The 21,520-nt window shown below is 56.4% G+C and carries 19 protein-coding genes and 2 tRNA genes; 5 read left to right on the top strand and 16 right to left on the bottom strand.

What is annotated here, in order from left to right:
• Window positions 1–59 precede the first annotated feature (59 nt).
• Genes arsB through ACR0FB_RS16365 form a run of 4 tightly spaced genes read right to left on the bottom strand, consistent with a single transcriptional unit; the run spans window position 60 to window position 4,160 of the window.
• Window positions 60–1,079 carry an ACR3 family arsenite efflux transporter gene (gene arsB, locus ACR0FB_RS16380; RefSeq protein WP_480621437.1) on the bottom strand — a complete coding sequence of 340 codons (1,020 nt, stop codon included), beginning with the start codon at window positions 1,077–1,079 and terminating at the stop codon, window positions 60–62.
• Window positions 1,076–2,341 carry an organoarsenical effux MFS transporter ArsJ gene (gene arsJ / locus ACR0FB_RS16375; RefSeq protein ID WP_480621436.1) on the bottom strand — a complete coding sequence of 422 codons (1,266 nt, stop codon included), beginning with the start codon at window positions 2,339–2,341 and terminating at the stop codon, window positions 1,076–1,078. Before arsJ ends, arsB begins: the two co-directional genes overlap by 4 nt.
• Window positions 2,338–3,336, bottom strand: a complete 999-nt coding sequence (locus ACR0FB_RS16370) for an ArsJ-associated glyceraldehyde-3-phosphate dehydrogenase (protein WP_480621435.1) — start codon at window positions 3,334–3,336, stop codon at window positions 2,338–2,340. Before ACR0FB_RS16370 ends, arsJ begins: the two co-directional genes overlap by 4 nt.
• Complete coding sequence (locus tag ACR0FB_RS16365; RefSeq protein ID WP_480621434.1) at window positions 3,333–4,160, bottom strand: arsenate reductase/protein-tyrosine-phosphatase family protein; 828 nt, start codon at window positions 4,158–4,160, stop codon at window positions 3,333–3,335. Before ACR0FB_RS16365 ends, ACR0FB_RS16370 begins: the two co-directional genes overlap by 4 nt.
• A gap of 235 nt (window positions 4,161–4,395) precedes the next feature.
• Between ACR0FB_RS16365 and ACR0FB_RS16360 the strand changes: the two genes are divergently transcribed.
• A tRNA-Thr gene (locus ACR0FB_RS16360) sits at window positions 4,396–4,471 on the top strand.
• A gap of 62 nt (window positions 4,472–4,533) precedes the next feature.
• Here the strand turns inward: ACR0FB_RS16360 and dxs are convergent.
• From dxs to ACR0FB_RS16330, 6 genes are all read right to left on the bottom strand, one after another.
• Window positions 4,534–6,462, bottom strand: coding sequence for a 1-deoxy-D-xylulose-5-phosphate synthase (gene dxs, locus ACR0FB_RS16355; protein ID WP_171638434.1), 1,929 nt, complete (start codon window positions 6,460–6,462; stop codon window positions 4,534–4,536).
• A gap of 16 nt (window positions 6,463–6,478) precedes the next feature.
• Entirely contained in the window at window positions 6,479–7,345 is an 867-nt protein-coding gene (locus ACR0FB_RS16350) for a polyprenyl synthetase family protein (RefSeq protein WP_171724771.1), read from the bottom strand.
• A complete protein-coding gene (locus tag ACR0FB_RS16345; protein ID WP_152459693.1) occupies window positions 7,346–7,588 on the bottom strand; it encodes an exodeoxyribonuclease VII small subunit in 243 nt (80 codons plus the stop codon).
• Window positions 7,585–8,511 carry a histone deacetylase family protein gene (locus ACR0FB_RS16340; protein ID WP_210093597.1) on the bottom strand — a complete coding sequence of 309 codons (927 nt, stop codon included), beginning with the start codon at window positions 8,509–8,511 and terminating at the stop codon, window positions 7,585–7,587. Before ACR0FB_RS16340 ends, ACR0FB_RS16345 begins: the two co-directional genes overlap by 4 nt.
• Before the next feature lie 68 nt (window positions 8,512–8,579).
• Window positions 8,580–9,281: a response regulator gene (locus tag ACR0FB_RS16335; RefSeq protein ID WP_480621433.1), complete on the bottom strand. Its 702-nt coding sequence runs from the start codon at window positions 9,279–9,281 to the stop codon at window positions 8,580–8,582.
• On the bottom strand, window positions 9,278–9,790 hold the full coding sequence (locus tag ACR0FB_RS16330; RefSeq protein ID WP_171638426.1) for a MarR family winged helix-turn-helix transcriptional regulator: 513 nt from the start codon (window positions 9,788–9,790) through the stop codon (window positions 9,278–9,280). The genes ACR0FB_RS16335 and ACR0FB_RS16330 overlap by 4 nt, the downstream gene beginning before the upstream one ends.
• 161 nt (window positions 9,791–9,951) lie before the next feature.
• Here ACR0FB_RS16330 and ACR0FB_RS16325 point away from each other — a divergent pair, with 161 nt between their 5' ends.
• The 3 genes from ACR0FB_RS16325 to ACR0FB_RS16315 all read left to right on the top strand — a co-directional run bounded on the left by ACR0FB_RS16325 (window position 9,952) and on the right by ACR0FB_RS16315 (window position 12,353).
• Window positions 9,952–10,818, top strand: a complete 867-nt coding sequence (locus ACR0FB_RS16325; protein WP_171638424.1) for a branched-chain amino acid aminotransferase — start codon at window positions 9,952–9,954, stop codon at window positions 10,816–10,818.
• Window positions 10,819–10,925: 107 nt separating this feature from the next.
• Complete coding sequence (locus ACR0FB_RS16320) at window positions 10,926–11,876, top strand: AraC family transcriptional regulator (protein ID WP_171638422.1); 951 nt, start codon at window positions 10,926–10,928, stop codon at window positions 11,874–11,876.
• Between the two features lie 111 nt (window positions 11,877–11,987).
• Entirely contained in the window at window positions 11,988–12,353 is a 366-nt protein-coding gene (locus ACR0FB_RS16315) for an SPW repeat domain-containing protein (RefSeq protein ID WP_480621432.1), read from the top strand.
• A gap of 257 nt (window positions 12,354–12,610) precedes the next feature.
• Here ACR0FB_RS16315 and ACR0FB_RS16310 read toward each other — a convergent pair whose 3' ends face one another.
• From ACR0FB_RS16310 to ACR0FB_RS16290, 5 genes are all read right to left on the bottom strand, one after another.
• Window positions 12,611–13,912 carry an adenylate/guanylate cyclase domain-containing protein gene (locus ACR0FB_RS16310; protein ID WP_171638420.1) on the bottom strand — a complete coding sequence of 434 codons (1,302 nt, stop codon included), beginning with the start codon at window positions 13,910–13,912 and terminating at the stop codon, window positions 12,611–12,613.
• A 178-nt stretch (window positions 13,913–14,090) separates the two neighbouring features.
• The gene (locus tag ACR0FB_RS16305) at window positions 14,091–15,281 is read right to left on the bottom strand and encodes an acyl-CoA dehydratase activase-related protein (protein ID WP_171724776.1); all 1,191 of its coding nucleotides are present in this window, start codon (window positions 15,279–15,281) and stop codon (window positions 14,091–14,093) included.
• Complete coding sequence (locus ACR0FB_RS16300; RefSeq protein ID WP_480486260.1) at window positions 15,232–17,367, bottom strand: BadF/BadG/BcrA/BcrD ATPase family protein; 2,136 nt, start codon at window positions 17,365–17,367, stop codon at window positions 15,232–15,234. Before ACR0FB_RS16300 ends, ACR0FB_RS16305 begins: the two co-directional genes overlap by 50 nt.
• Window positions 17,364–18,875 carry a hypothetical protein gene (locus ACR0FB_RS16295; RefSeq protein WP_480621431.1) on the bottom strand — a complete coding sequence of 504 codons (1,512 nt, stop codon included), beginning with the start codon at window positions 18,873–18,875 and terminating at the stop codon, window positions 17,364–17,366. Before ACR0FB_RS16295 ends, ACR0FB_RS16300 begins: the two co-directional genes overlap by 4 nt.
• Before the next feature lie 152 nt (window positions 18,876–19,027).
• Window positions 19,028–20,560, bottom strand: coding sequence for an amidohydrolase family protein (locus ACR0FB_RS16290; RefSeq protein WP_480621430.1), 1,533 nt, complete (start codon window positions 20,558–20,560; stop codon window positions 19,028–19,030).
• A gap of 446 nt (window positions 20,561–21,006) precedes the next feature.
• Here ACR0FB_RS16290 and ACR0FB_RS16285 point away from each other — a divergent pair, with 446 nt between their 5' ends.
• A complete protein-coding gene (locus ACR0FB_RS16285) occupies window positions 21,007–21,300 on the top strand; it encodes a hypothetical protein (RefSeq protein WP_480621429.1) in 294 nt (97 codons plus the stop codon).
• A 130-nt stretch (window positions 21,301–21,430) separates the two neighbouring features.
• Here the strand turns inward: ACR0FB_RS16285 and ACR0FB_RS16280 are convergent.
• Window positions 21,431–21,507 (bottom strand) — tRNA-Met (locus ACR0FB_RS16280).
• Window positions 21,508–21,520: the final 13 nt, after the last annotated feature.

Below are 21,520 nucleotides of genomic sequence, written 5' to 3'. Positions count from 1 at the left end.
AGGCTGGCGGTGCATAGCCGCCAGTTCCGATTATCGCCCTGCTGCGTTGACCGATTCTGTCATGTCGCAGGTTCCGGGAAACGCTGGCGTGTTCGGTTGGCGAAAGCCACAAGCGACAGCATCACCGGTACTTCGACCAGGACCCCCACGACCGTCGCCAGTGCCGCGCCGGAATGAAGACCGAACAAGCTGATTGCGACGGCAACGGCCAGTTCAAAAAAGTTCGATGTCCCGATCATGGCACAGGGCGCTGCGATCCGGTGGGGAACCTTCAGCGCATAAGCGGCGCCATAGGCAATGGCAAAAATCCCATAGCTTTGGATCAGAATGGGAACGGCGATCAGAACGATGACCGTAGGTTTCGCCAGAATGGTCTGACCTTGCAGGCCGAACAAGATGACCACGGTTGCAATCAATCCCATGACGGACCACAGTTTCACCCGCGAAGAAAAGGCTTCTATCGCTTGTTTAGAGCCTAATCTGCGGCGGGTGATCAACCCGGCGACAAGCGGCAGCACTACATAAAGGACCGTGGCCGAAACCAAAGTCTGCCACGGCACTTCGATGTCGGTGACATCCAGCAAAAAGGCCACGATCGGCGCAAATGCCACGACCATGATCAGATCATTGACCGAGACCTGAACCAGCGTGTAAGTCGCGTCGCCTCTGGTAAGCTGCGACCACACAAACACCATGGCGGTGCAAGGGGCGGCCCCCAGCAGGATCAGACCGGCAGTGTATTGCGCGGCATCTTCGGGCGCGATCCAGGGTGCGAAGACATAGTCGAAAAACAGGACGGCCAGCAGTGCCATGGTGAAAGGCTTTATCAGCCAGTTCACTACCAGCGTCACAATCAGACCACGTGGCTGGCGGGCGATTCCGGCGACTGCGCCGAAATCGACGTTGACCATCATAGGGTAAACCATTGCCCAGATCAGCACCGCCACCACCAGATTGACGCTGGCGATTTCGGCGCTTGCCACCAGGTGCACCAGCCCCGGCGCGGCCAGCCCGATCAGGACGCCACCGATCATCGCAAGTGCAACCCAGATCGTGAGATACCGTTCAAAAATGCTCATGACAGCGCCTCAGTCGTTTGATCCGTAAGTTTGCCAGAGGTCAGCGCGGCAAGCCCGACCATCACGGCCGCCGTGCCCAGCACCATGGGCAGCCCTCCGACCTGATAGGTCAGGCCAGACAAGACGGTGCCGGCCAACCGCCCCGTCGCATTTGCCATGTAGTAAAAGCCGACATCCATCGTCACACGCTCGGACCGGGTGAAGGCAAGAATCAGATAGGAATGCAGCGATGAATTGACCGCGAAGATCGCACCAAAGACCAAAAGCCCGACGACCAGTGTCAGGGTCAGCCAGGTCTCGGGCCCATTTGACAGCAAAACTGCCAGTGTCAGAGCCGCAGGAACGCAGAACAGGATCGCCGCCCAGCTGCGTGCGGCACGGATCAGATCACCTTCGGTTCGATCTGACGCACGAAGAATCCTTGGCGCGTTGGCCTGCACGGCGCCATAGAGGATGATCCATACCGCCATGAATGTTCCGATCATGAAGAACGCGGCCCGATTGCCCTGTTCGGTGCCATCTGAAAGAACAGCATAGAAATAGATCGGGATGCCGACCACAAACCAGACGTCCCGCGCGCCGAACAGGAAGACACGCGCCGCGGACAACCAGTTCACATTTGCGGATTTTGAAAAAACCTCAGAGAACTTTGCGCCCTTGCGCCCCTTCGGCAGACCCGCTGGCATGAACAGCATCACCGCGACCAGGATCACCGCCAGAACGGCGGCCATGGCAAGCACTGCCGGAAGGAAGCCCAGTGTTGCAAGCATGGCGGCACCCAACAGGAATCCCAGCCCTTTGACCGCGTTTTTCGAACCCGTCAGAACCGCAACCCATCGAAACAACGCGCCTCCTTCGGAAGGAGCCAGCAATTTGACCGCCGATTTCGAAGACATCTTGGCCAGATCCTTGGCTACTCCACTGGCCCCTTGCACGATCATGACAAAAGTGACCGAAGCCGCGACGGTCCAGTTCGGGTTAAGCTGCGTCATGGCGAGCAACGCGACCATCTGCACCCCCAGCCCAGCATAGAGGGTCGAGGTCAGCCCGAACCGTGCGGCGATCCAGCCGGCGGACAGGTTGGTGACAATCCCGGCGATTTCATAAAGCACAAACAGATAGGCAAGCTGCACCGGTGAAAAGCCCAGGGTGTGAAAGTGCAACAGCACCAACATCCTGAGCGCCCCGTCGGTCAGCATGAAGGCCCAATAGGCAGCCGTGACCGCGATATAAGCCGACAGTCCTTCGGGGCGTTGCGTCACAATGATGCCCCGACCATCAGCGCGACATCCACCAGCCGATGCGCATAACCCATCTCGTTGTCGTACCACGCATAGATTTTCACCTGCGTCCCGTTCACAACCATGGTCGAGGGCGCATCGATGATCGAAGAGCGTTCGTCATTGGTGTAATCGGTGGACACCAGCGGGCGCATCTCATAGCCCAGAATGCCCTTCAGTTCGCCTTCGGCAGCGGCTTTGAAGAAGGCGTTGACCTCTTCAACCGTGGTTTCACGCTCAACCTCGAACACGCAATCGGTCAACGAGGCGTTCAGCAATGGCACCCGAACCGCATGGCCGTTCAGCCGCCCTTTGAGTTCAGGGTAGATCAGTGTGATGGCCGTGGCCGACCCGGTCGTGGTCGGGATCAAAGAGTTCAGGGCCGAGCGTGCGCGCCTGAGATCCTTGGCAGGCCGATCCACAATTGTCTGCGTGTTGGTTACGTCGTGAATCGTCGTCATCGATCCATGGCGGATGCCCAGGTTTTCGTGAATGACCTTCACGACAGGCGCAAGACAGTTTGTCGTGCACGAGGCCGCCGTCACGATCCTATGCGCCGCGGGGTCGTAGGTTCCGTCATTCACACCCATGACGATATTGGCCGTCGGCCCGTCCTTGACCGGAGCAGAGACAACAACCTTCTTCACCCCAGCGTCAAAATACGGTGCCAGCATCGCTTCGGTCTTGAACACGCCGGTGCAGTCGATCACCACGTCAACACCGTCCAGCGGCAACGCGCTCAGGTCTTTTGTGCCAACGAACGGCAGGCGGGTACCGTTGACCGTGATGCTGTCTGCATCATGGTCGAATTCCGCGTCCCAGCGCCCATGCACGGTGTCGAACTCCAGCAGATGCGCATGCATCTCGGGATCACCGACGGCATCGTTGATCCAGGCTATCTTTGCGCCTTTTTCAAGCAAGGGCTTCAGGGCCAGTTTTCCCATACGGCCAAGGCCGTTCAGTGCGTAGGTGGTCATTTCGTTTCCTCGGTAGGCGTACGCCCGATTTCATCGACGGCGGATTGCAATGCGATCCGGTCAAGGCTTTCGACCGGCAATGACGAAAAGGCCTGAATCCGGCGCTTCAGTGCACCATAGGCGGTTTGAAAGGCCAGGCTTTTCTCGGCGTCGGTACCTTCGGCCTTGACCGGATCTTCCACGCCCCAATGGCCACTTATCGGTTGACCCTCCCAAGCCGGGCATTCCTCGTTGGCGGCCTGATTGCAGACAGTAAAGACAAAATCCATGACGGGCGCGTCCGGCGCCGAAAACTCGGACAGATTCTTCGGCCGCAGGCCCGAGATATCGTGCCCCTTGTCGTGCAGAATCTGCACCGCAAAGGGATTGAGCTCTGAACTGGGCCGCGTCCCGGCCGAATAGACGTTGAACCGGTCGCCGCCGATCTGTCGCAGCAAGGATTCGGCAAAAATCGAACGGGCCGAGTTGCCGGAACAAATGAACAGCACATTGACCTTTCGGTTCGTCGCGGTGTCTTTGGGAAAGGGCATGCAGATATCCGGACGGCCACGGCAGCAATCCACGATCAGGAAATCCAGCATCTGCTGCACAGTTTTCATTTCAATCGAATAGAGCAGAGACGTCCCGGATCGTTCCTGTTTCACCAATCCCGACCGCTGCAATGCATTCAGGTAGTTCGACATGGTACTGGGTTTGATATCCAGCTCCGCTGCCAGCTCGCCCGCGGGAACCCTGTCAGGAAACCGTCGCATCAACATGCGAAACACGGTGATGCGCTGCGGGTGGCCAAGGATGGTAAACTGATCGATTATCTTTTCTATCATATTTCATGAATTATTAAAATAAAGAAGATGGGTCAATTTTATTCCGCATCGTCACAAAAAATTCACGGATCAGAGCGCCAATTTGAAAGACTGGCCGCAGGCTTTCGGTTCACAACTCGAGGCCCAGCCGTGCTGAGCAACGTCAAAACGGTTACGACCGGGCTTGCAGGCGCCAGACTGACGGTTTAAACGAAGCTTCGCATCCGGTCATAATCAGTTCCATATGACCTAAGGTGCCGCTGTAGCTCAGCTGGTAGAGCACGTCATTCGTAATGATGGGGTCGGGGGTTCGAGTCCCTTCAGCGGCACCAGATATTTCCAGGTCAAACGGAATTCGGCCCTCGCAACCTCCGCTGCCCTGCCGACTGGCGCGCTAAGCGCGTTTCTCTCCGATCGAGGCAACACCCAGAACGTCCAGAACTTTCGCTTCGATATGCTCGGCATTCATGCCGGCCACCGCATACATGTCCGCGGGGCTGGCTTGATCGATGAAAATATCCGGCAAAACCATCGAACGGTATTTCAACCCCCGATCAAATACACCTTCATCTGCCAAAAGTTGAGCGACATGGCTGCCAAAACCGCCAACGGCCCCTTCTTCTATGGTGATCAACGCCTCGTGGCGGGATACCAGATCCAGGATCAGGTCACGGTCAAGAGGTTTGGCAAAACGAGCATCGGCAATCGTGGGCGTTATGCCTTTGGCTGAAAGGGATTCCGCCGCCTTCTGAACCTCTGCCAGACGTGTACCGAATGAAAGCAAAGCCACCCGCGCACCTTCCCGGATAACGCGGCCCTTGCCGATTTCCAGAACCTCGCCGCGTTCGGGCAAGTCCACCCCGACTCCTTCGCCACGCGGATAACGGAACGCAATGGGGCCTTCGTCATGCGCGGCGGCGGTCGCCACCATATGCATCAGCTCGGCCTCGTCTGCGGCAGCCATGACGACCATACCGGGCAGGTTGGCCAAATAGGCAATGTCGAACGACCCCGCATGGGTGGCGCCGTCAGCCCCGACCAAACCTGCCCGGTCGATTGCAAAACGTACGGGCAGGCGCTGAATCGCCACGTCATGTACCACCTGGTCGTAACCACGCTGCAGAAAGGTCGAATACATTGCGCAAAACGGCTTCATTCCTCCTGCGGCAAGCGCAGCCGAAAACGTCACGCCGTGCTGTTCGGCAATCGCCACATCAAAGCAACGTGACGGATAGCGCTCGGCGAACAGGTTGAGGCCAGTTCCGTCGGGCATCGCAGCAGTCACGGCAACGATCTTGTCGTCACGCGCGGCCTCATCCACCAGCGCCTTGCCGAATACAGACGTATAAGAGGGCGCGTTTGAAGGTGCCTTCTTTTGCTCCCCAGTAACCACATCGAACTTGGCCGTGGCATGGCCTTTGTCGCGGGCCTGTTCGGCGGGGGCATACCCCTTGCCTTTTTTAGTCAATACATGGATCAGAATCGGCCCGGTTGCCCGTGCTTTGACCGTGCGCAGAACAGGCAGCAGCTGGTCCATGTCATGGCCATCTATCGGGCCGAGATAGGAAAACCCAAGCTCTTCGAACAGCGTGCCGCCCACCGCCATGCCTTTCAGCATCTCCTTGGCGCGCTTGGCACCCTCCCGGAATGGCTCGGGCAGCAATGAGACAGCGCCTTTTGCAGCAGCTTTCAGATCGTGAAACGGTTCTTCGGAATAGATACGCGATAAATAGCTGGACAACGCACCAACTGGCGGCGCGATGCTCATCTCGTTGTCGTTCAGAATGACGATCAGACGCTTTTTCAGGTGGCCCGCATTGTTCATCGCCTCAAAGGCCATGCCCGCAGACATCGAACCATCGCCGATCACCGCAATTGCGTCGCCCAGCCCTTCGGGCGTGACACCACCCAGATCCCGTGCGACAGCAAAACCCAAAGCAGCGCTGATCGACGTGCTGGAATGCGCAGCGCCAAATGGATCATAGGGGCTTTCGCTGCGCTTGGTGAAACCGCTGAGGCCATCCTTCATGCGCAATGTGCGGATGCGATCACGTCGTTCGGTCAGGATTTTGTGCGGATAACACTGATGACCCACATCCCAGATGATCTTGTCTCGGGGCGTATCAAACACAGCGTGCAACGCGGTGGTCAGTTCAACGACACCCAAGCCGGCCCCCAAATGCCCGCCGGTCACGGCAACCGCCGAAATTGTTTCGGCCCGCAACTCCTGTGCGACCTGGTGCAGCTGCGCGTCCGAGAACTGCTTGAGATCCGCAGGACGGTTCACAAGATCCAGCAAGGGCGTATTGGGGCGGTCAGACATGTGTCGCGTTCCTGGCTTAGCTGTCCCGGGCAATAACGAAGCGGGCGGCTTCCTTCAAGGTTTCCGCCCTCGGACCAAACCCGTCCAAAGCGGCGCAGGCCTGATCCACAAGTTCACTTGCGCGGGCTTTGGCAGCAGGCAGACCCAAAAGCGAAACAAAAGTGGCTTTCCCTGCCTCGGTATCCTTTTGCAATCGCTTGCCCGCCTTTTGGGCATCGCCTTCGATATCAAGGATGTCATCTGCGATCTGAAAAGCAAGACCCATTGCCCGGGCATATCGGCGCAACGGGTCAGGATCGGATCGGGCCATAACGGCGCCAACGCAGGCAGACCACTCGATCAGGGCGCCCGTCTTGCCGGCCTGAAGACGCGTGATTTCGTCCAGCGTCAGCGGATTGGCGGCCGTTTCCGCCGCAATGTCCAGCGCCTGTCCCAGCACCATACCTTGTGCGCCGCTGGCTTTGGCCAGGGTCAGGGCAAGGTCCGCGCGAATGTCTGCGGACCCAACCTGAGAACAGGTGCAAAGTTCGAAAGCAAGCGTCTGAAGGGCATCCCCGGCCAGAACAGCCGTGCCCTCATCCCACTCTACGTGAACGGTGGGCCGCCCGCGGCGCAGGTCATCGTCATCCATGCAGGGCAGGTCGTCATGCACCAGGGAATAAGCGTGCAGCGCCTCTATGGCCGTGGCCGGCCAGATCGCCCGGTCTTCTTCAACACCGTGCAGTCGGGCACTTTCCAATGCTAGAAACCCGCGCAGCCGCTTTCCGCCTCGGGTGGCATATGCCATGGCCCGGGTTACATCCACGTCTGCAAACGCGCCCAAAACCAGATCAAAATGGCTTTGAATGCTGGCAGCATCCTGCGCAAGTCTTTCGGGGAACATTCACATACCTTCGACAGGCGTCGTACCGGTCGGCTGACCACTGGCGTCCAGAGTGATCGCTGCGACTTTTTCTTCCGCGCGCTTCAACTCCTCCTCGCACCGCTTTTTCAGCGCCGCGCCGCGTTCGTACAGCGCAATTGATTGATCCAGCGCGACATCGCCACGTTCCAGCTGGCCGACTACGGCTTCAAGCTCTTTCATCGCCTGTTCGAATGTCATCTGGTCTACGGGAGTCTGGGTCATCGGGCTGCCTTTATCAATTCTTCCACATGGGCGCGTGTGGCCTGGGCCAGTGCGTTCAGATCATACCCGCCTTCCAGAGTCGAGACGATACGACCGTCGCAAACCTCGTCGGCAATCCTGCACAGCTCTGCGGTGATCCAGGCGAAGTCATCAGTGGCCCAGTTCAGATTGGCCAGCGGGTCGTCCTGATGGGCGTCGAACCCGGCGGAAATGATGATCAGTTCCGGCCTGAAGGCCCGCAAGCGCGGAAAGGCCTTCGTTTCATAGGCGGCACGCATCTCGACGCCGCCACTGCCGGGCGCCAGAGGGATGTTGAGAACCGTATCATGAACACCCGTTTCCTCGGGCCGGCCCGATCCGGGCCACAAAGGCATCTGCTGGCTGGTTATCACCAATGCCCGCGCTTCATCCCACAACAGGTCTTGGGTTCCATTGCCGTGATGCACGTCAAAGTCGACCACGGCCACACGATTCAAGCCGTGATGGTCCAGCGCGTGTTTCGCCGCCAATGCTGCATTTCCAAACAGGCAGAAGCCCATGGCCGTTTCGGTTTCCGCATGGTGCCCCGGCGGGCGAATGGCACAGAACGCGTTCGATGCTTCACCGCCCAAAACCAGATCAACGGCCCGCACCGCCGCACCCGCCGCGCGGTATGCTGCGTCCACCGATCCCGGAGACAGGAACGTATCCCCGTCGATCTGGGCGAACCCGTCCGCAGGGCGCGCGGCCCGAATGTCGCGGATATAGCTCTCGGGGTGAATGCGCAGAAGATCGTCATCCGCAGCCAGCGGAGCCGTCACCCGCTTCAGCTCCAGCGCTTCCAATGCATGCAATATATGCTCCAGCCGCGCCACCCGTTCCGGGTGCCCGTCAGGTGTCACATGGCCCAGACAATCGGCATGGGTCAAAAGGGCAGTCGTCATTGGGATCCCATCTTCATCTGGCTACAAATATCCTCGCCGAAGGCCAAAATACGCCGCGCAGCGGCACCTCAATCCGGCGCAAGCATATACCCTGCGCCCCGCACAGTCTGCAAATAGCGTGGCTGCTTGGGGTCCTGTTCGATTTTGCGTCGAAGGCGCGTGATCTGTACATCCACAGCGCGCTCCTGCGCCTGGCCCTTGTCGCGCCCCAGATCCTCGACCAGCTTGGCGCGGCTGATCGGCTCTCCGGGCTGGGCCGAGAATATCTTCATCAACTGGCTTTCGGTTGCGGTCAGACGGACCGGGTCTTCGCCCTGCCACATCTCGCCGCGTTCAATGTCATAGCGGATGGGCCCGAGATACAGGATCTTCGCCGTGGTTTCTTCTGCCGGCGTTTCCGGCATCCGGCGCAGGATCGCGTTGATCCGCAACAGCAGCTCTTTCGGCTCGAACGGTTTTGCCAGGTAATCATCCGCCCCGGCCTCGAGGCCCGCGATCCGATGTTCCGTCTCACCCTTTGCGGTCAGCAGCAGGATCGGTGTCGTATGCGTTTCCCGCAAAGCACGGGTCAGGCTGACACCATCCTCGCCCGGCATCATCACATCCATGACGATCATGTCGAAATCCAACCCCGACAATACGCGCCGCGCGTGGGCCGCATCCCGTGCCGCAGTAACCAAAAACCCGTTTCGCATCAAAAACTTCTTGAGCAGATCACGAATGCGCTCGTCGTCGTCAACAATCAGCAGATGGGCATCCATATCGCTCATGTGGTCGTATCCCGAAGTTTCGTATAGGCATGACGCATATCAGCATCCATCATTGCTTCAAGCACTTTGCGAAATCCGGCCACGGCTTCGGGACCGGCATCCTTGTAGGCGGCGCGCATTCTTGCCCGCTGAGCATCCGACAACGTGGTTTCCAGCGACTGCCCCTTTTCTGTCAGAAATAGGTGGCGTTCGCGTTTGTCCACTGTACCCACGCGGCTTTCCACCAAACCATCCTCGATCAAGGTTCGCAAAACCCTGTTCAGAGACTGTTTTGTCACGCCAAGGATGGCCAACAAATTGTTGACCGTCGTGCCCGGCGCGCGGTTGATGAAGTGGATTGCCCGGTGGTGGGCGCGGCCATAGGCCATCTCTGCGAGGATGCGGTCGGGATCAGCCGTAAAGCCACGATAGGCGAAGAACATGGCCTCGATCCCCTGCCTCAATTGCTCATCGGTCAAAAACAAAAGGCTCTCGCCCCCATAACGCGGGGCCGGACGGACGTCGGACATATCATGCCTCATTCGTTACTACCGGGGCCGAGTTTATGTCAGCGTTATTGACATTCCAAGAGTAGAGCGGTATCGAATTGCAGTTTTTGCGCAATATTGTGTCCGTACCGGACCTAAATCGCGCAACAATCGAAAACTCAACCCGGTTCAGGAGGTTTCGCATGGCGGGGTATGATGATCGTGATGGCACCATTTGGATGGATGGCAAGCTGGTGCCCTGGCGTGAGGCCAATGTGCACATTCTGACCCACGCAATGCACTATGCGTCATCGGTATTCGAAGGCGAGCGCGCATACAACGGTAAGATCTTCAAAAGCCGCGAACATTCCCAGCGTCTGATCGCCTCGGCCGAAGCGCTGGACATGCCGATGCCTTATTCGGTTGATGAAATCGAAGCTGCGAAGGAAGAAGCGCTGAAAGCCAGCGGTTTGCAGGACGCATATGTGCGGGCGTTGGTCTGGCGTGGCTCGGGCGAGGATATGGGCGTGGCCTCGGCGCGCAATCCGGTGCGCATGGCCATCGCAGTCTGGCCTTGGGGCGCCTATTACGGCGATGCCAAGTTGCAGGGCGCCAAGCTGGACATCGCCGAATGGAAACGCCCCAGCCCGGAAACCATCCCGGTCCATGCCAAGGCGGCGGGTCTTTACATGATTTGCACCATATCCAAGCACAAGGCCGAGGCCAAAGGATGCTCGGACGCATTGTTCATGGACTGGCGCGGTTATGTCGCCGAGGCCACCGGCGCAAACGTGTTTTTCGTCAAGGATGGCGAGGTGCACACCCCGCTGGCAGACTGCTTCCTGAACGGCATCACCCGCCAGACGGTGATCCAGATGTTGAAAGACAAGGGCATCACCGTGCATGAGCGCCGCATCAAGCCCGAAGAAATGGCTGACTTCGAACAGTGCTGGCTGACCGGCACCGCGGCCGAGGTCACGCCTGTCGGACAGATCGGCGAATATACATTCGAGGTCGGCGACCTGACCCGCCAAATCGCCGAAGATTACGAGAAACTGGTTCGCTCGTAAGACATTGCCCCCGCTTTGTCGGGGGCTTTTTGTTGCCAAACGTGCAATTTTTTGTGCAAACCGTTCGGCCATCTGGACGGATTGCACAGATTGCGTATCTTCGGCACATGTTGGACCTTCTCAGCGATATTCTCACCCGCCTTTCCTTGCGCGGCACGTTTTACTTCCGCACGTCATTCACTCCGCCCTTCGGAATTCAGGTGCCGGGGTTCGAAAACGTGGCGCGGTTTCATTTTGTGCAGCGTGGTGAGCTGAAGGTTCATGTCTCGACCACGGGCGAAACGCTGCGGTTGAGGCAGGGGGACCTGATCCTGATCCCCCACGGGGCGCCACACGCATTGCTCTGCGCCGAGGTCAAGCCGTTGGACGCATTGCCTCTGGAGCAGGTGCTGGAGCGCGCGGGCTACTCGGGCGAAGGCGTGCTGGTCTATGGCGGTGATGACGAGGAACGGGATACACAGCTGATCTGCGGTCATTTCTCTTTTTCCGGCCCGGCCGGCCGAAACGGCACCGGGCATATGCTGATCGACCGCCTGCCGCCCTATATCCTGATCGAGAATTATGGCGAAGAGGCCGGATCGTGGATGGAAGCCACCCTGCGCATGATCGGCTCTGAGGTTTCAGGCGCAAAAATCGGTGGCGACCTGATCGCGCTGAAACTGTCCGAGGCCCTGTTCGCACAGGCGATCCGGGCCTATCTGGAGCGTCAGAGCCCGCAGGATTCCGCATTGGCAGGATTTGCTGATCAGCGCATCTCGCGGGCCTTGACCGCGTTCCACCAGGCCCCGGCCAAGGACTGGAGCGTCGCGTCTTTGGCACGTGTGGCGGGTATGTCGCGCACTGCCTTTGCTCAGCGTTTTGCTGAAAAGATGGACACTACGCCGATGCAGTACCTCACGGATTGGCGGATGCAAATCGCGTGCCACGGCCTGACCGAGGCAAGATGGAACGTTGCAGATGCAGCGGCCGAGGTCGGGTATGCCTCCGAGGCGGCTTTCTCACGCGTGTTCAAGAAACAGGTTGGGCTGTCACCGGCTGCGTACCGGGCGATGCATTGATCCCCCAGGTTTTTTGAACGATCTGCATGGTATTAGAGACGATCAGGAATTCAGCGTTCGGCTTGGGCGTCCTACCTTCCCTTTATCATTGATTGAGAAAAGGAAGATCTGATGTCCCTGCGTTTCGTTACCCGCTCTGTCCATGCTTACCTCGACTACCCCGTCGCCATTGCCCTCATGACGTTGCCGTTCCTGTTGGGATTGGGCCAATCCAACCCCCTGGCCCTGTGGCTGTCGGTTGTCACCGGTGTTGCTGCGTTTGTTCTGACGGTACTGACGGATCACCACCTTGGGATTTGGCGGGTCCTTCCCTACAAGTTCCATCTGGCCGTAGACTTGATTGTCGGCATCGCATTCCTGTTTGCACCCAGCGTCCTGGGGTTCTCAGGACTGGATGCGGTGTTTTATTGGCTGAACGGCGCGGCCGTGGTGCTTGTCATCTCGCTCAGCGCGCCCGAGCAGGAAGTTGCCGCATAAAACCGCTGACCACGGTTGTCCCAGTTTCACCGTAAAGCGCCAAGGTCCGAGCCGCCGGGGTTTTCATCCGGCGGCTCGTTTTTGAAAAAGCGGCCGGGCTTCAAAGGAATGCTCTCACTGTCACAACAGGCCATCCGGCTGCGGCTCGCAGCTGCCTCCGCGTGATCTGTTGTTTCAACTGACCCAGGTTCGCCCCATTCCAGTCACTGATTGAACCCGCACTGACATTGGCACGTTTCACCGAGAAGATAAGGTTTTCAGCCTTTGATGAGCCGCTCGGACGAGTGTGACGTTGCAGGTTTGTCGTGGACCTTCAGCAGCCAATACGGTTGGATTTCGCCATTTCCCTTGATATTGATAACCTCTCGTCTCTCGCAATCTACATATTCGGCTATCTCGTCTCTTACTTCGGGTGAGATTTGAACGCGCCCGGGTTCTCCGGTGCTTTCCATTCTTGAGGCGATGTTGACTGTATCACCCCAAACGTCAAAAAACGGTTTGTCGCCGCCGATTACACCTGCGATTACCGGGCCTTTGTGAATTCCGACCCGCAGGGACACCTTTGGATGCAGTTTGTCTGTCACCTGCTCGACCGTCGCAATCATATCAATCGCCAACGCAGCCATGCGAACAGAATCCGGTTGCCTCTCTTTGACCGAGGGGTCCAAACCACCTGCAACCATGTAACTGTCACCGATGGTTTTGATTTTCTCCAGCTTGTAGCTCAAAACCAGTTCATCGAATGCTGAGAACACGGAGCCCAGCAATTTGACCGTCGCCCTTGCCCCATTGGCGGCCGCGAATTCAGAAAATCCAGACAAATCAGAAAACAGAATTGTGGCGTCATCAATTCTTTCAGCGATTAACCTGTCCGGGTGCGCTTTGATGCGCCTTGCAATGCGCGAAGGCAAAAGAACATTTATCAGCCGCTCGGAAACAGCAAATTCCCTTTCCAAAGCATCTTCGTATCGATCTATTGCGGCATTTGCAGAATAGGAGGTGAAAAAAAGCGCCGAGACGATTCCCAAAATCAATACAATGAAAATAACATCCTGAGGCTGCCTTACAAATCCGTCCCGATATGACTGCGCAATAATATCCCAAATCGTTTCGCCGGGCGGTATATGCAAAGGAACGACAAGCGATATGTAAATAAACAAAGCTGCGCTGAGGATCGTTATCAAAGTGATCCAGCGCCAATATGCGGCCCCTAGAAAATAAAAAAGCAAGGGCGGGCCGACCAGCAAGACCAGATGATCTTCACCGTTTTTGCCGACGCTGATGTCATGGGCCAGAAACAGGAATAGCCACACTGTAAAATAAGCGACTTTGACCTCAAGGCCGAAGCGATCCAACGTCATAGTCAAAAGTGCCGCGAAGCCAAGACCAAAGTTTACCCATGCGAGATATCTCCAGTCTGGTCCAAGTTGGAACTGGTAGAAAGCTGTGAAACCGAACCCAAGCGACGCAATAAAGGCTGCAACGTTAACAACTTGCATTTTTCGTCTTATTTTTCCATCGTCGATCGGATTTTCAGAGTCCACAATGTGTTTCAGCAAAGCATCGCCCCCGCGCCAGCTCTATGCAAAATATCCCTCAAATCCCTTTCTTAGTCGATAAGCCACAGGTTGTTTGTTCAGAAGCTACTTTCGCGTCGCGACGCCAACACAGCCTGAACCGCTTTTGGCCTCGCGCCCGCAAACGGGTGCCGTACTGCCCTGAAAATCGGCCGTTGGATCAAGTTGGCAACAACAATTCAGGTGGTGCTGTTTTCAGGGCCTCCAGTTTGCTCTGAATGATATTCGGCGATTTCTGTTCCAGATAGTAAGCAATGGTTTCCACGCGAATTCGGACAGAGCCGGCAGGTTTCGTCTCATCGAGATCCTGAAACACAAAGAAAAGCGTTCCAAGCGCTTCGGTAATTTCCTGGACTGGTGAATAAGTCGGCTGGTCCATTCCGCATTCATAGCTTGAAAACCGGATTGAACAGGTTATCCACGGCATAATAGATCCATAGCGTGCAGCCCAGAGAAGTTCGTTGGTGTTTGCACTGTGAGACGTTTTCCAAATATCCGAAATGTCAAAAGGGCTTTGAATTCGGCCAGCTTTGATCAGATCGCCGTATAACCAATCCAGTATCTCTGCGTCCAATGGCAGGTACTGACCCCAGAGGATCGGATAACCAAAGGCCTGCAACTCACTTTCAATGGCGTGGCCAATTCCGGTGTCCATGTGGTAGGGGCGGCCCAAGGCCAGGATGCAAGGCCGATGTTGTGTGGCGCACTCGGACAGTACCGCCAGACTTTGCCGCCGCAGACTCTGATCAAACTCTTGAAGGGCGTCATAAGCTTTGGAAACCGCAGCGCGCAGTTCAGCCAAGCGCAAGTCGGTGATTACGCCCTTCAGGGCATCGTACAGCTGCCGGGTCGCAATTTGTGGGTCTGCCAAGGATACGGCGGGCGAAAGATAATGTACGCCCACTTCCTTGAACACGTCCTTTTCCCGCCGAAATCCGGCTCGTGTACTTTCGGGGCCGGCAATAACGCGCGGGCAGGCCATGTTTTCCCGAACATGACCCCGCAAAAAGGATGGGACAGTCAGGATTATGGGAACGAACAGGATATCAATGGGGCGCTTTTGCCCGTCCAGCAATTCACCATAATGGCCGGACATGCACTTGACGGGGTAACAGCAATCAACAGCACCACGCCCTTTTCCGAATTTCAGCTGTTGTGCTTCTGATGTGTCCGACGAATAGACGATATTGCGGCGATTGATTCCCAGTTCAACGAACAATGTCGTCCAAAACCTGTGCGTCGACCACTGGTTCAGGACCCGAGGGATGCCGATCCGAAAATCCCGCTTGGGTGGTTTGGACTTAGCGAAAGGCGCCTTCGCGAACGCTTTCTGCAATATTTGGATTGGCATTCGCTTCCTCGTCGATTTGCTTTTTTCGCGCTTTCATCTCGGCTGCGTCTTCAATCAACCCTTTCGAGCAAGAATTGCCGGTAATCACCCGCTCCCACCCTTCCGCCAGAGGAACCTTGCTGTTTGCCCGGCCACGACCGCCGGGGATCTGAACATCCACAAAGGCCCGGCTACAGTTCATCGCACACCACTTGCAGGTGGTTTTGCTGTTGGTTGTACTGACATATTCCAACTCTTCGATGCGGTCGTGCCCGACGAAGCGGGACGTTTGCCCGGTGTTCACATGTTCGAGCGCCAGAAGGGCGGCGCCCAAAGCGCCAGCCTCGCCAGCATGAGGGTGCACGGTAATTTCCGCGTCAGGAATTTTACCCCTGATGAAATCGATCTGGGCTTTGACGACGGCCAGGTTTCGATGTGTTCCACCTTGCAGAACAAACTTCCTGCCGATGGCCTTGAGGTTCTGAAACTGCCCGGCATAGACCCAAACATTCAGGGGCAGGACCGCAGCAAGGCTTGCCATGATTTCTTCTGCCGCCCACCCTTTGCGTTGCTGGTTCACGATGTCGGACTGAAGGAACACGCCGCACCCCATCATGAGTTTCGGCATCCGCTTGGCGCTGAAGGCTTTTTCGGCGTAATCCTCAAGCCGGACATCATAGCGTTCGGCAACGCCTTGAAGAAACGCCCCATTGCCGGAAGAACATTGGGAATTGAGCCGAAAATCGACGACCGCTTTCTGCCGCAACAGCATGATTTTGACATCGGTCCCACCGACGTCGCATATCGCGTCTGCGTCGGGATGTATGTGCATGGCAGCAGCCGCATGTGCGACCGTCTCAACCACTGGCACGTCCGCCCCCAAAATATCCTTCAGCAGATCTTTCCCGTACCCCGTCAGGCCAAGAGCGCCGATATCCTCGATCCCTGCATCGCGCAACTTGCGGAAAACGGACTTGGCGTCTTCGATCGGGTTTCCCTGACTATGCTGATAAACCGAAGCCTTAATTTCAGCGTCGCAGTCCAACGCCACCGCCTTGACCGTAGTGCTGCCGAAATCGCACCCGACATAATATGTCTCGGCCACAACGGGCTGGGGCATCTGGATCACTGGTTGCGTAAAATCCTCCAGGAACCGGACGAGTTCACCGTTCCGGGCCAAGGCCTCTTGCCCGGTCTTGGCCTTTTCACCGTGTTGGCCTGTTTCCACCCACCATTTCAGGCCATCCGTGCCGGAATAGGCCCGGGATACATTTTGTTCCCGACGAGATATCTCGACGCAACCAAGGCTTGCATAGTACAAGGCATCGCCGGGAACCAGGATTGCATCGGTGACGCTCTGTCCTGCTTCCAATACGACATTGCGCTCGTCCCAGAGCGCGGCCAAATGGCTTGCCCAAGCCTGCTGAAGACCTTGAAAGAACATGTTCGGCCCACCCAGCAAAAGCACTGATGGTGTGGGGGTGTTGCCTTTTGTCAAAGTCGCCAGGTTCTGCCGCACGACTGCGTCAAACAAGCTTGCGATGATTTCGGTCTTGGGAACTCCGGCCTTGACCAGACTGTTTGCGTCCGTCTCTGCAAAGATCCCACATTTGGCGCTGATCCGATGAAGGGTTTGTCCATCGAATGGCAGAGTGGTCAGCTCGTCCGGGGAGATGTTCAGTTTTCGTGCGGACTTTTCGATAAAGGTGCCCGTACCGCCGCTGCACGCTGATTGCATATAGACCTGCTTGGCCTTGCCTGCGGTAGTTGGCGTGAAGAACAACGTCTTCATGTCTTCACCGCCAATTTCAGACACGAAATGCACATCCGGATGCAACGCTTCGACGGCGGCGGCGACGGCGACAACCTCCTGGATTTGCCGCGCGTTCACATGATCTGCCAGTGTCCCTGCCCCGGATCCTGTAAACGTGACAACATCGCGACCGGCGGTCAGGCCGGCCTCCAGCTCCATCTGCGACAGCAGTTCAAGGGTTTTCTCGGCCTGGCGTGTTTTGTGACGACCATAGGCTTTCCAGATGACTTCGCCATCTTCCACCACGACGCCTTTTACAGTTGTCGATCCAATATCTACCCCAGCGAATTTCACAACGTGGCATTTCCCAGCTCAAGCACGACATTGGATGCCGTACCCACGGCGCCGCGATGGGGAACTTTCCAAAATGGCGTGTTGACCTTGGGATGCTCTTTGGCGCGCTTTCTGGCCTCGTCCGCAGTCAACCCGGCGGCGGCAAGAGCAGATTCAAATTCCTCCTGCGCGCGGATCTTGGCGTCTGCCAGCACCATCTGGCACCGCGACAAAGCGTGTACGTCGCTGTCCCCTTTTACCTCGATTGGGGCATAGAGCATGTCCGGATACCGGCCCTGTACGGCCGCCATTGCGCCGATGCTCATTGTGTTGGGAAGGCAGCCATAGGGCGACAGCTCGCAAATCATATGTGCCTTTCGCTGGGTATGCGACCAGATCGCCTTGGCGATCAGCAAATCACCTTCACCCCCGTTGATCATGTTGTCAAAAAAAGGAGCCGCCAGTTTCCGCAGCTTGTCCTGATCGGGCATCGGACGGGGAACGCCCCCAAGCATCCGGCGCATCTGATCGTATTTGAACCTGAAAAAGCGCTGCCCAAGTTTCAACAGAACATAGTTTTGTCGCGCTTTGTCTTTAATCCCGAAGCCCAGCTTGAGCTTTTGCCCGCCATACCGCATCAGGTAATCGAACCATACGACCATCGGCGCCGGCTGAACTTCGGCGCCTTCGCCTTCAAGCCATTTGTGCATATTGTAGTTCTGCACCCCTTCGGCGGTGGCCAGATAGAACTCGCCGGTGATCTTGACCATGGGCTTGACCCTCAATCGATCAAGCTGGATGTCTTCAAAATGGCCGCGCGCACGCCTCATGGCCTTAAGAAAGCGTCGGGTCGTCGAATGCCACAGGACCGATCCCCATTTCGGCATTTGCTTCGGCCTGCTCAGCATGGCGTCGTATACCTCGGAAACCGCCTTCTGCGCCGCCCGGTTGGTCGCTCCTTGCTCTAGCTCATAGGGTCGCAGCTGGTATTCCAGATCCTGAATGGCATCCGCTGCCATCATGCCCAAGGCCGTGCTCAGCAGCAGGTGAATATCAGTCTGCAAACCGGCGTCTTTGCCTTTCGACTGATCGATTTCATGCTGTTGAACCAGAAACATCCTGAACGCCTCGAGCCCCAGGTTCTTCAGCGCAAGCTCATAGCTTTGGTGATATTGACCGAAACGGCAGGCTCCGCAGGCCCCGGCGGTCACATAAACATATTTTTCGGCCACTTCGTCAGCGCCGATAGCCTCGGCTTCGTTTCTGAGAAAACTCGACAAGTTGCCCGTTGTGAAGGCGGTGGGGCAGCACTGTCCGACATCCGCCAGTTCACGTCCCAGGTACAAGTCTTCAACTGTCACATCAGGCAGGCGCTGCGCATTGTAACCCGCACTTTTGAACAGGCCTTCCAGCAGTTTTTCGGCGCGCCACGTAACCCCACCAAACAACAGGGTGACATCCTTGCGCTGATCCGCAGTAAAAGGACGAGGTTCGTAAGCCCTATAAGACTCTTCCAAAATACGACTCATAAAAATACCCCCCAACCAACATAACATGTATTTACAATGCACAATATATTATTCAGAGATCGCCCCCTGCATCGGGAGTCCGTGTGAAACAGAACCGTCGGAATTTCAGGTTTTCTTAGACGCCGGTCAGGCACTTTCAGCCTGAAAACCCATCAAATACCCAGGAATTTTTTTGCATTTCCTTCAAAGAAGTTAGATGCACAAGGACTGATCTGTGGATCGCTGAAGAACTTGTCAAATTCGATCAGGTATTCACGGGTTCTGCCGACCATCAGGGGCATCGCCCAATCCGTTCCAAAACACACTTTGTCCCGGAAATGGTGCGGTGCGTTCTTGGTTCTCTTGGCCACTAGTACTGATTTCAATCGCTGAAATATCTTTGGCTTGAGCTTTGAATCCAGAATTCCCAAAAAATGACCCAAGCCAAGATAGACATTGTCGAATTCCTCAACCAAGCGAATAGCACGATAGGCAAATGTTTGGTCAAAATTGTTGGTTGCTGCCCATCCCATCCAATCTACTTCTTTTGCGCCACCACCATGAGCCAGGAACAACCAAAGGTCCTGGGCATTGTGGGTCTCCATCGCGTGCTTCCACAACTCTGGATCGGAATAGACGCCGTAACCTTTCTCCACCTCAAACCCCATCGGGCTGCAATGGGCAAACAAACGCAGGTTGTGGCTGGAGAAATGGCGAATGATGTCACCCATCTTGGCCTGTGCCATCGGGTAGGGCGCAGGGTTCTGCGCTTTTTCTTTGTACTTGTCCAGACTTCGCCCAGGGGCGACCGGTGTCTGGTAGCCGCGCATATCGATCGGCCGGATCCCCAAGGGCGGATAGATTTTGTATCCCGTTATCCCTAGTGCAACGCCTGAATCGACAATCTGTTTCCAGTTCCCGCCTCGAAACGGGTCAACTGCCCCAAAATTGATCAATTCATTCGGGTTCTCGGCTGCGAGTGACTGCATCCGGTCCATTTGTTCGGTGAAGTCAAAATACGGCGGTAGGAATCCGGGCATCCAAAATTCCTTGAGCTTGTCGAAGGCACGGCGCATATCCAGCAGGATACCCACGAAAAGGCTGGCTTCCGGGTCGCTCGGCTGACCATCCTTCTTGAAATCCCTCTTGAGCGCTTTGAACCGGTTTCGCTCGGACAAGGTCATGATGACAAAGAATTCAAGAAACTGAAAGATAATGCCGATTTGACCGATTGGAATGCGGACGGCACGAAAGCCGGCATCAGATCCAGGTTTGTACACCTCACCCGACGGCAAGTGTGCAGCTTCATGAAAGAAATCGCTTTCTACCGCTTTTTGACCAGCGACCCGGAAGGCCTCGGCCAGAAACCGATCCAGCAAATCAGCGTCCGTGCCACTGTCGGCAAAGACGGACCTTTCAGAAATTCTGTCGCCGCCCACAAGCTGGACACCTATCGGGAGGTCGCCGGCCCCTGAATAGTTGATATCATGGTCAATATCGTTCAGGGCTCGGATCAGCTCCTCTATATCCTTCCAATCTTGGTGGCTGGGGTTGGGTGTCGATTGATACTCTCTGATCTTCTCGCGAACTGGATGTGCAATGGCCCGCATAAGCCGGTCCACATCGTGATCGAGCAACGCGTCGATCAAATCGTCCTGGTCAGGTTCTTCCGTCGCGAGTTTGCTGAAGTCACTCATGCGGGTCAAACGAACCGCCAGAAAGGCCAACCCAAGCGAAAACCAATACAGTGAAGTGAACGAGTAGAAGATACTGTGCAACGGCAAATATCGCGCCGTGAACAGGTGGGTGTGCATGTCAATAAAGGTGTTTTTGTCAGTCATATTTTTGGCTCCACGAAATAAAATTCAGCCGGGAATTTTCTGTTTTCGTATGACTTTGCTGTCAAAAACCGGAAATGGCTTTTGGCCTTAATCTGCTGAGTTTAAGGTTTTTCGAAAATTTTTGCAATTTTCAGCCCCGGCAACCCGCTTCACCAAATCCAAGTTGAGCAGGGCAATTTGCGGTCAGTCCATGTGAGGTGTTGGCAGAGTTCTCAACACCTTTACCGCAACCGGCCATCGCCGATTGGTCCGCTATCGCATGGGAGATGTAGAAGCGTTCGAGATCGCGCGTCTTCAGGAGGTGGTTACAAATGACTGGTAACTGGAAGCCCATCGAATTTGCGACCATTGCCGCACTGGCCCGGATCAATCTGCAAGTTTTACTGGCCGAATGGTTGCCAGATGGCCGGATCATTGGGCGCGAATGGGTGGCGCCGAATCCCACCCGCGCAGATCGGTCGCGGGGTTCGTTTCGGATCAATCTCGACAGCGGACTGTGGGCAGACTTCGCGACGGGTGAAAAAGGCGGGGATGCCATCAGCCTTTTTGCCTATCTGAACGAGGTGCAGCAAGGTAGACCACACGTGCGCTGGCTCGGCGCCTAGCCTTTGTTGCACATTCACCACAGGACGACTCCGCTCCTGATGCTTCCACAGTGCTTCCAGTGGGGTTGGCCCAGAATGAACAAAGCCGCCCTGAGGCGGTGCGTAACATACTGTTTTATGTAGGTAATATTGGTTGCGGGAGTAGGATTTGAACCTACGACCTTCAGGTTATGAGCCTGACGAGCTACCGGGCTGCTCCATCCCGCGACAGTTTTTGTGA

Source organism: Ruegeria sp. P10, from assembly GCF_056534925.1.
Note: the sequence above shows the minus strand (reverse complement) of the source record. Positions and strands in the feature narration are given on the sequence as shown.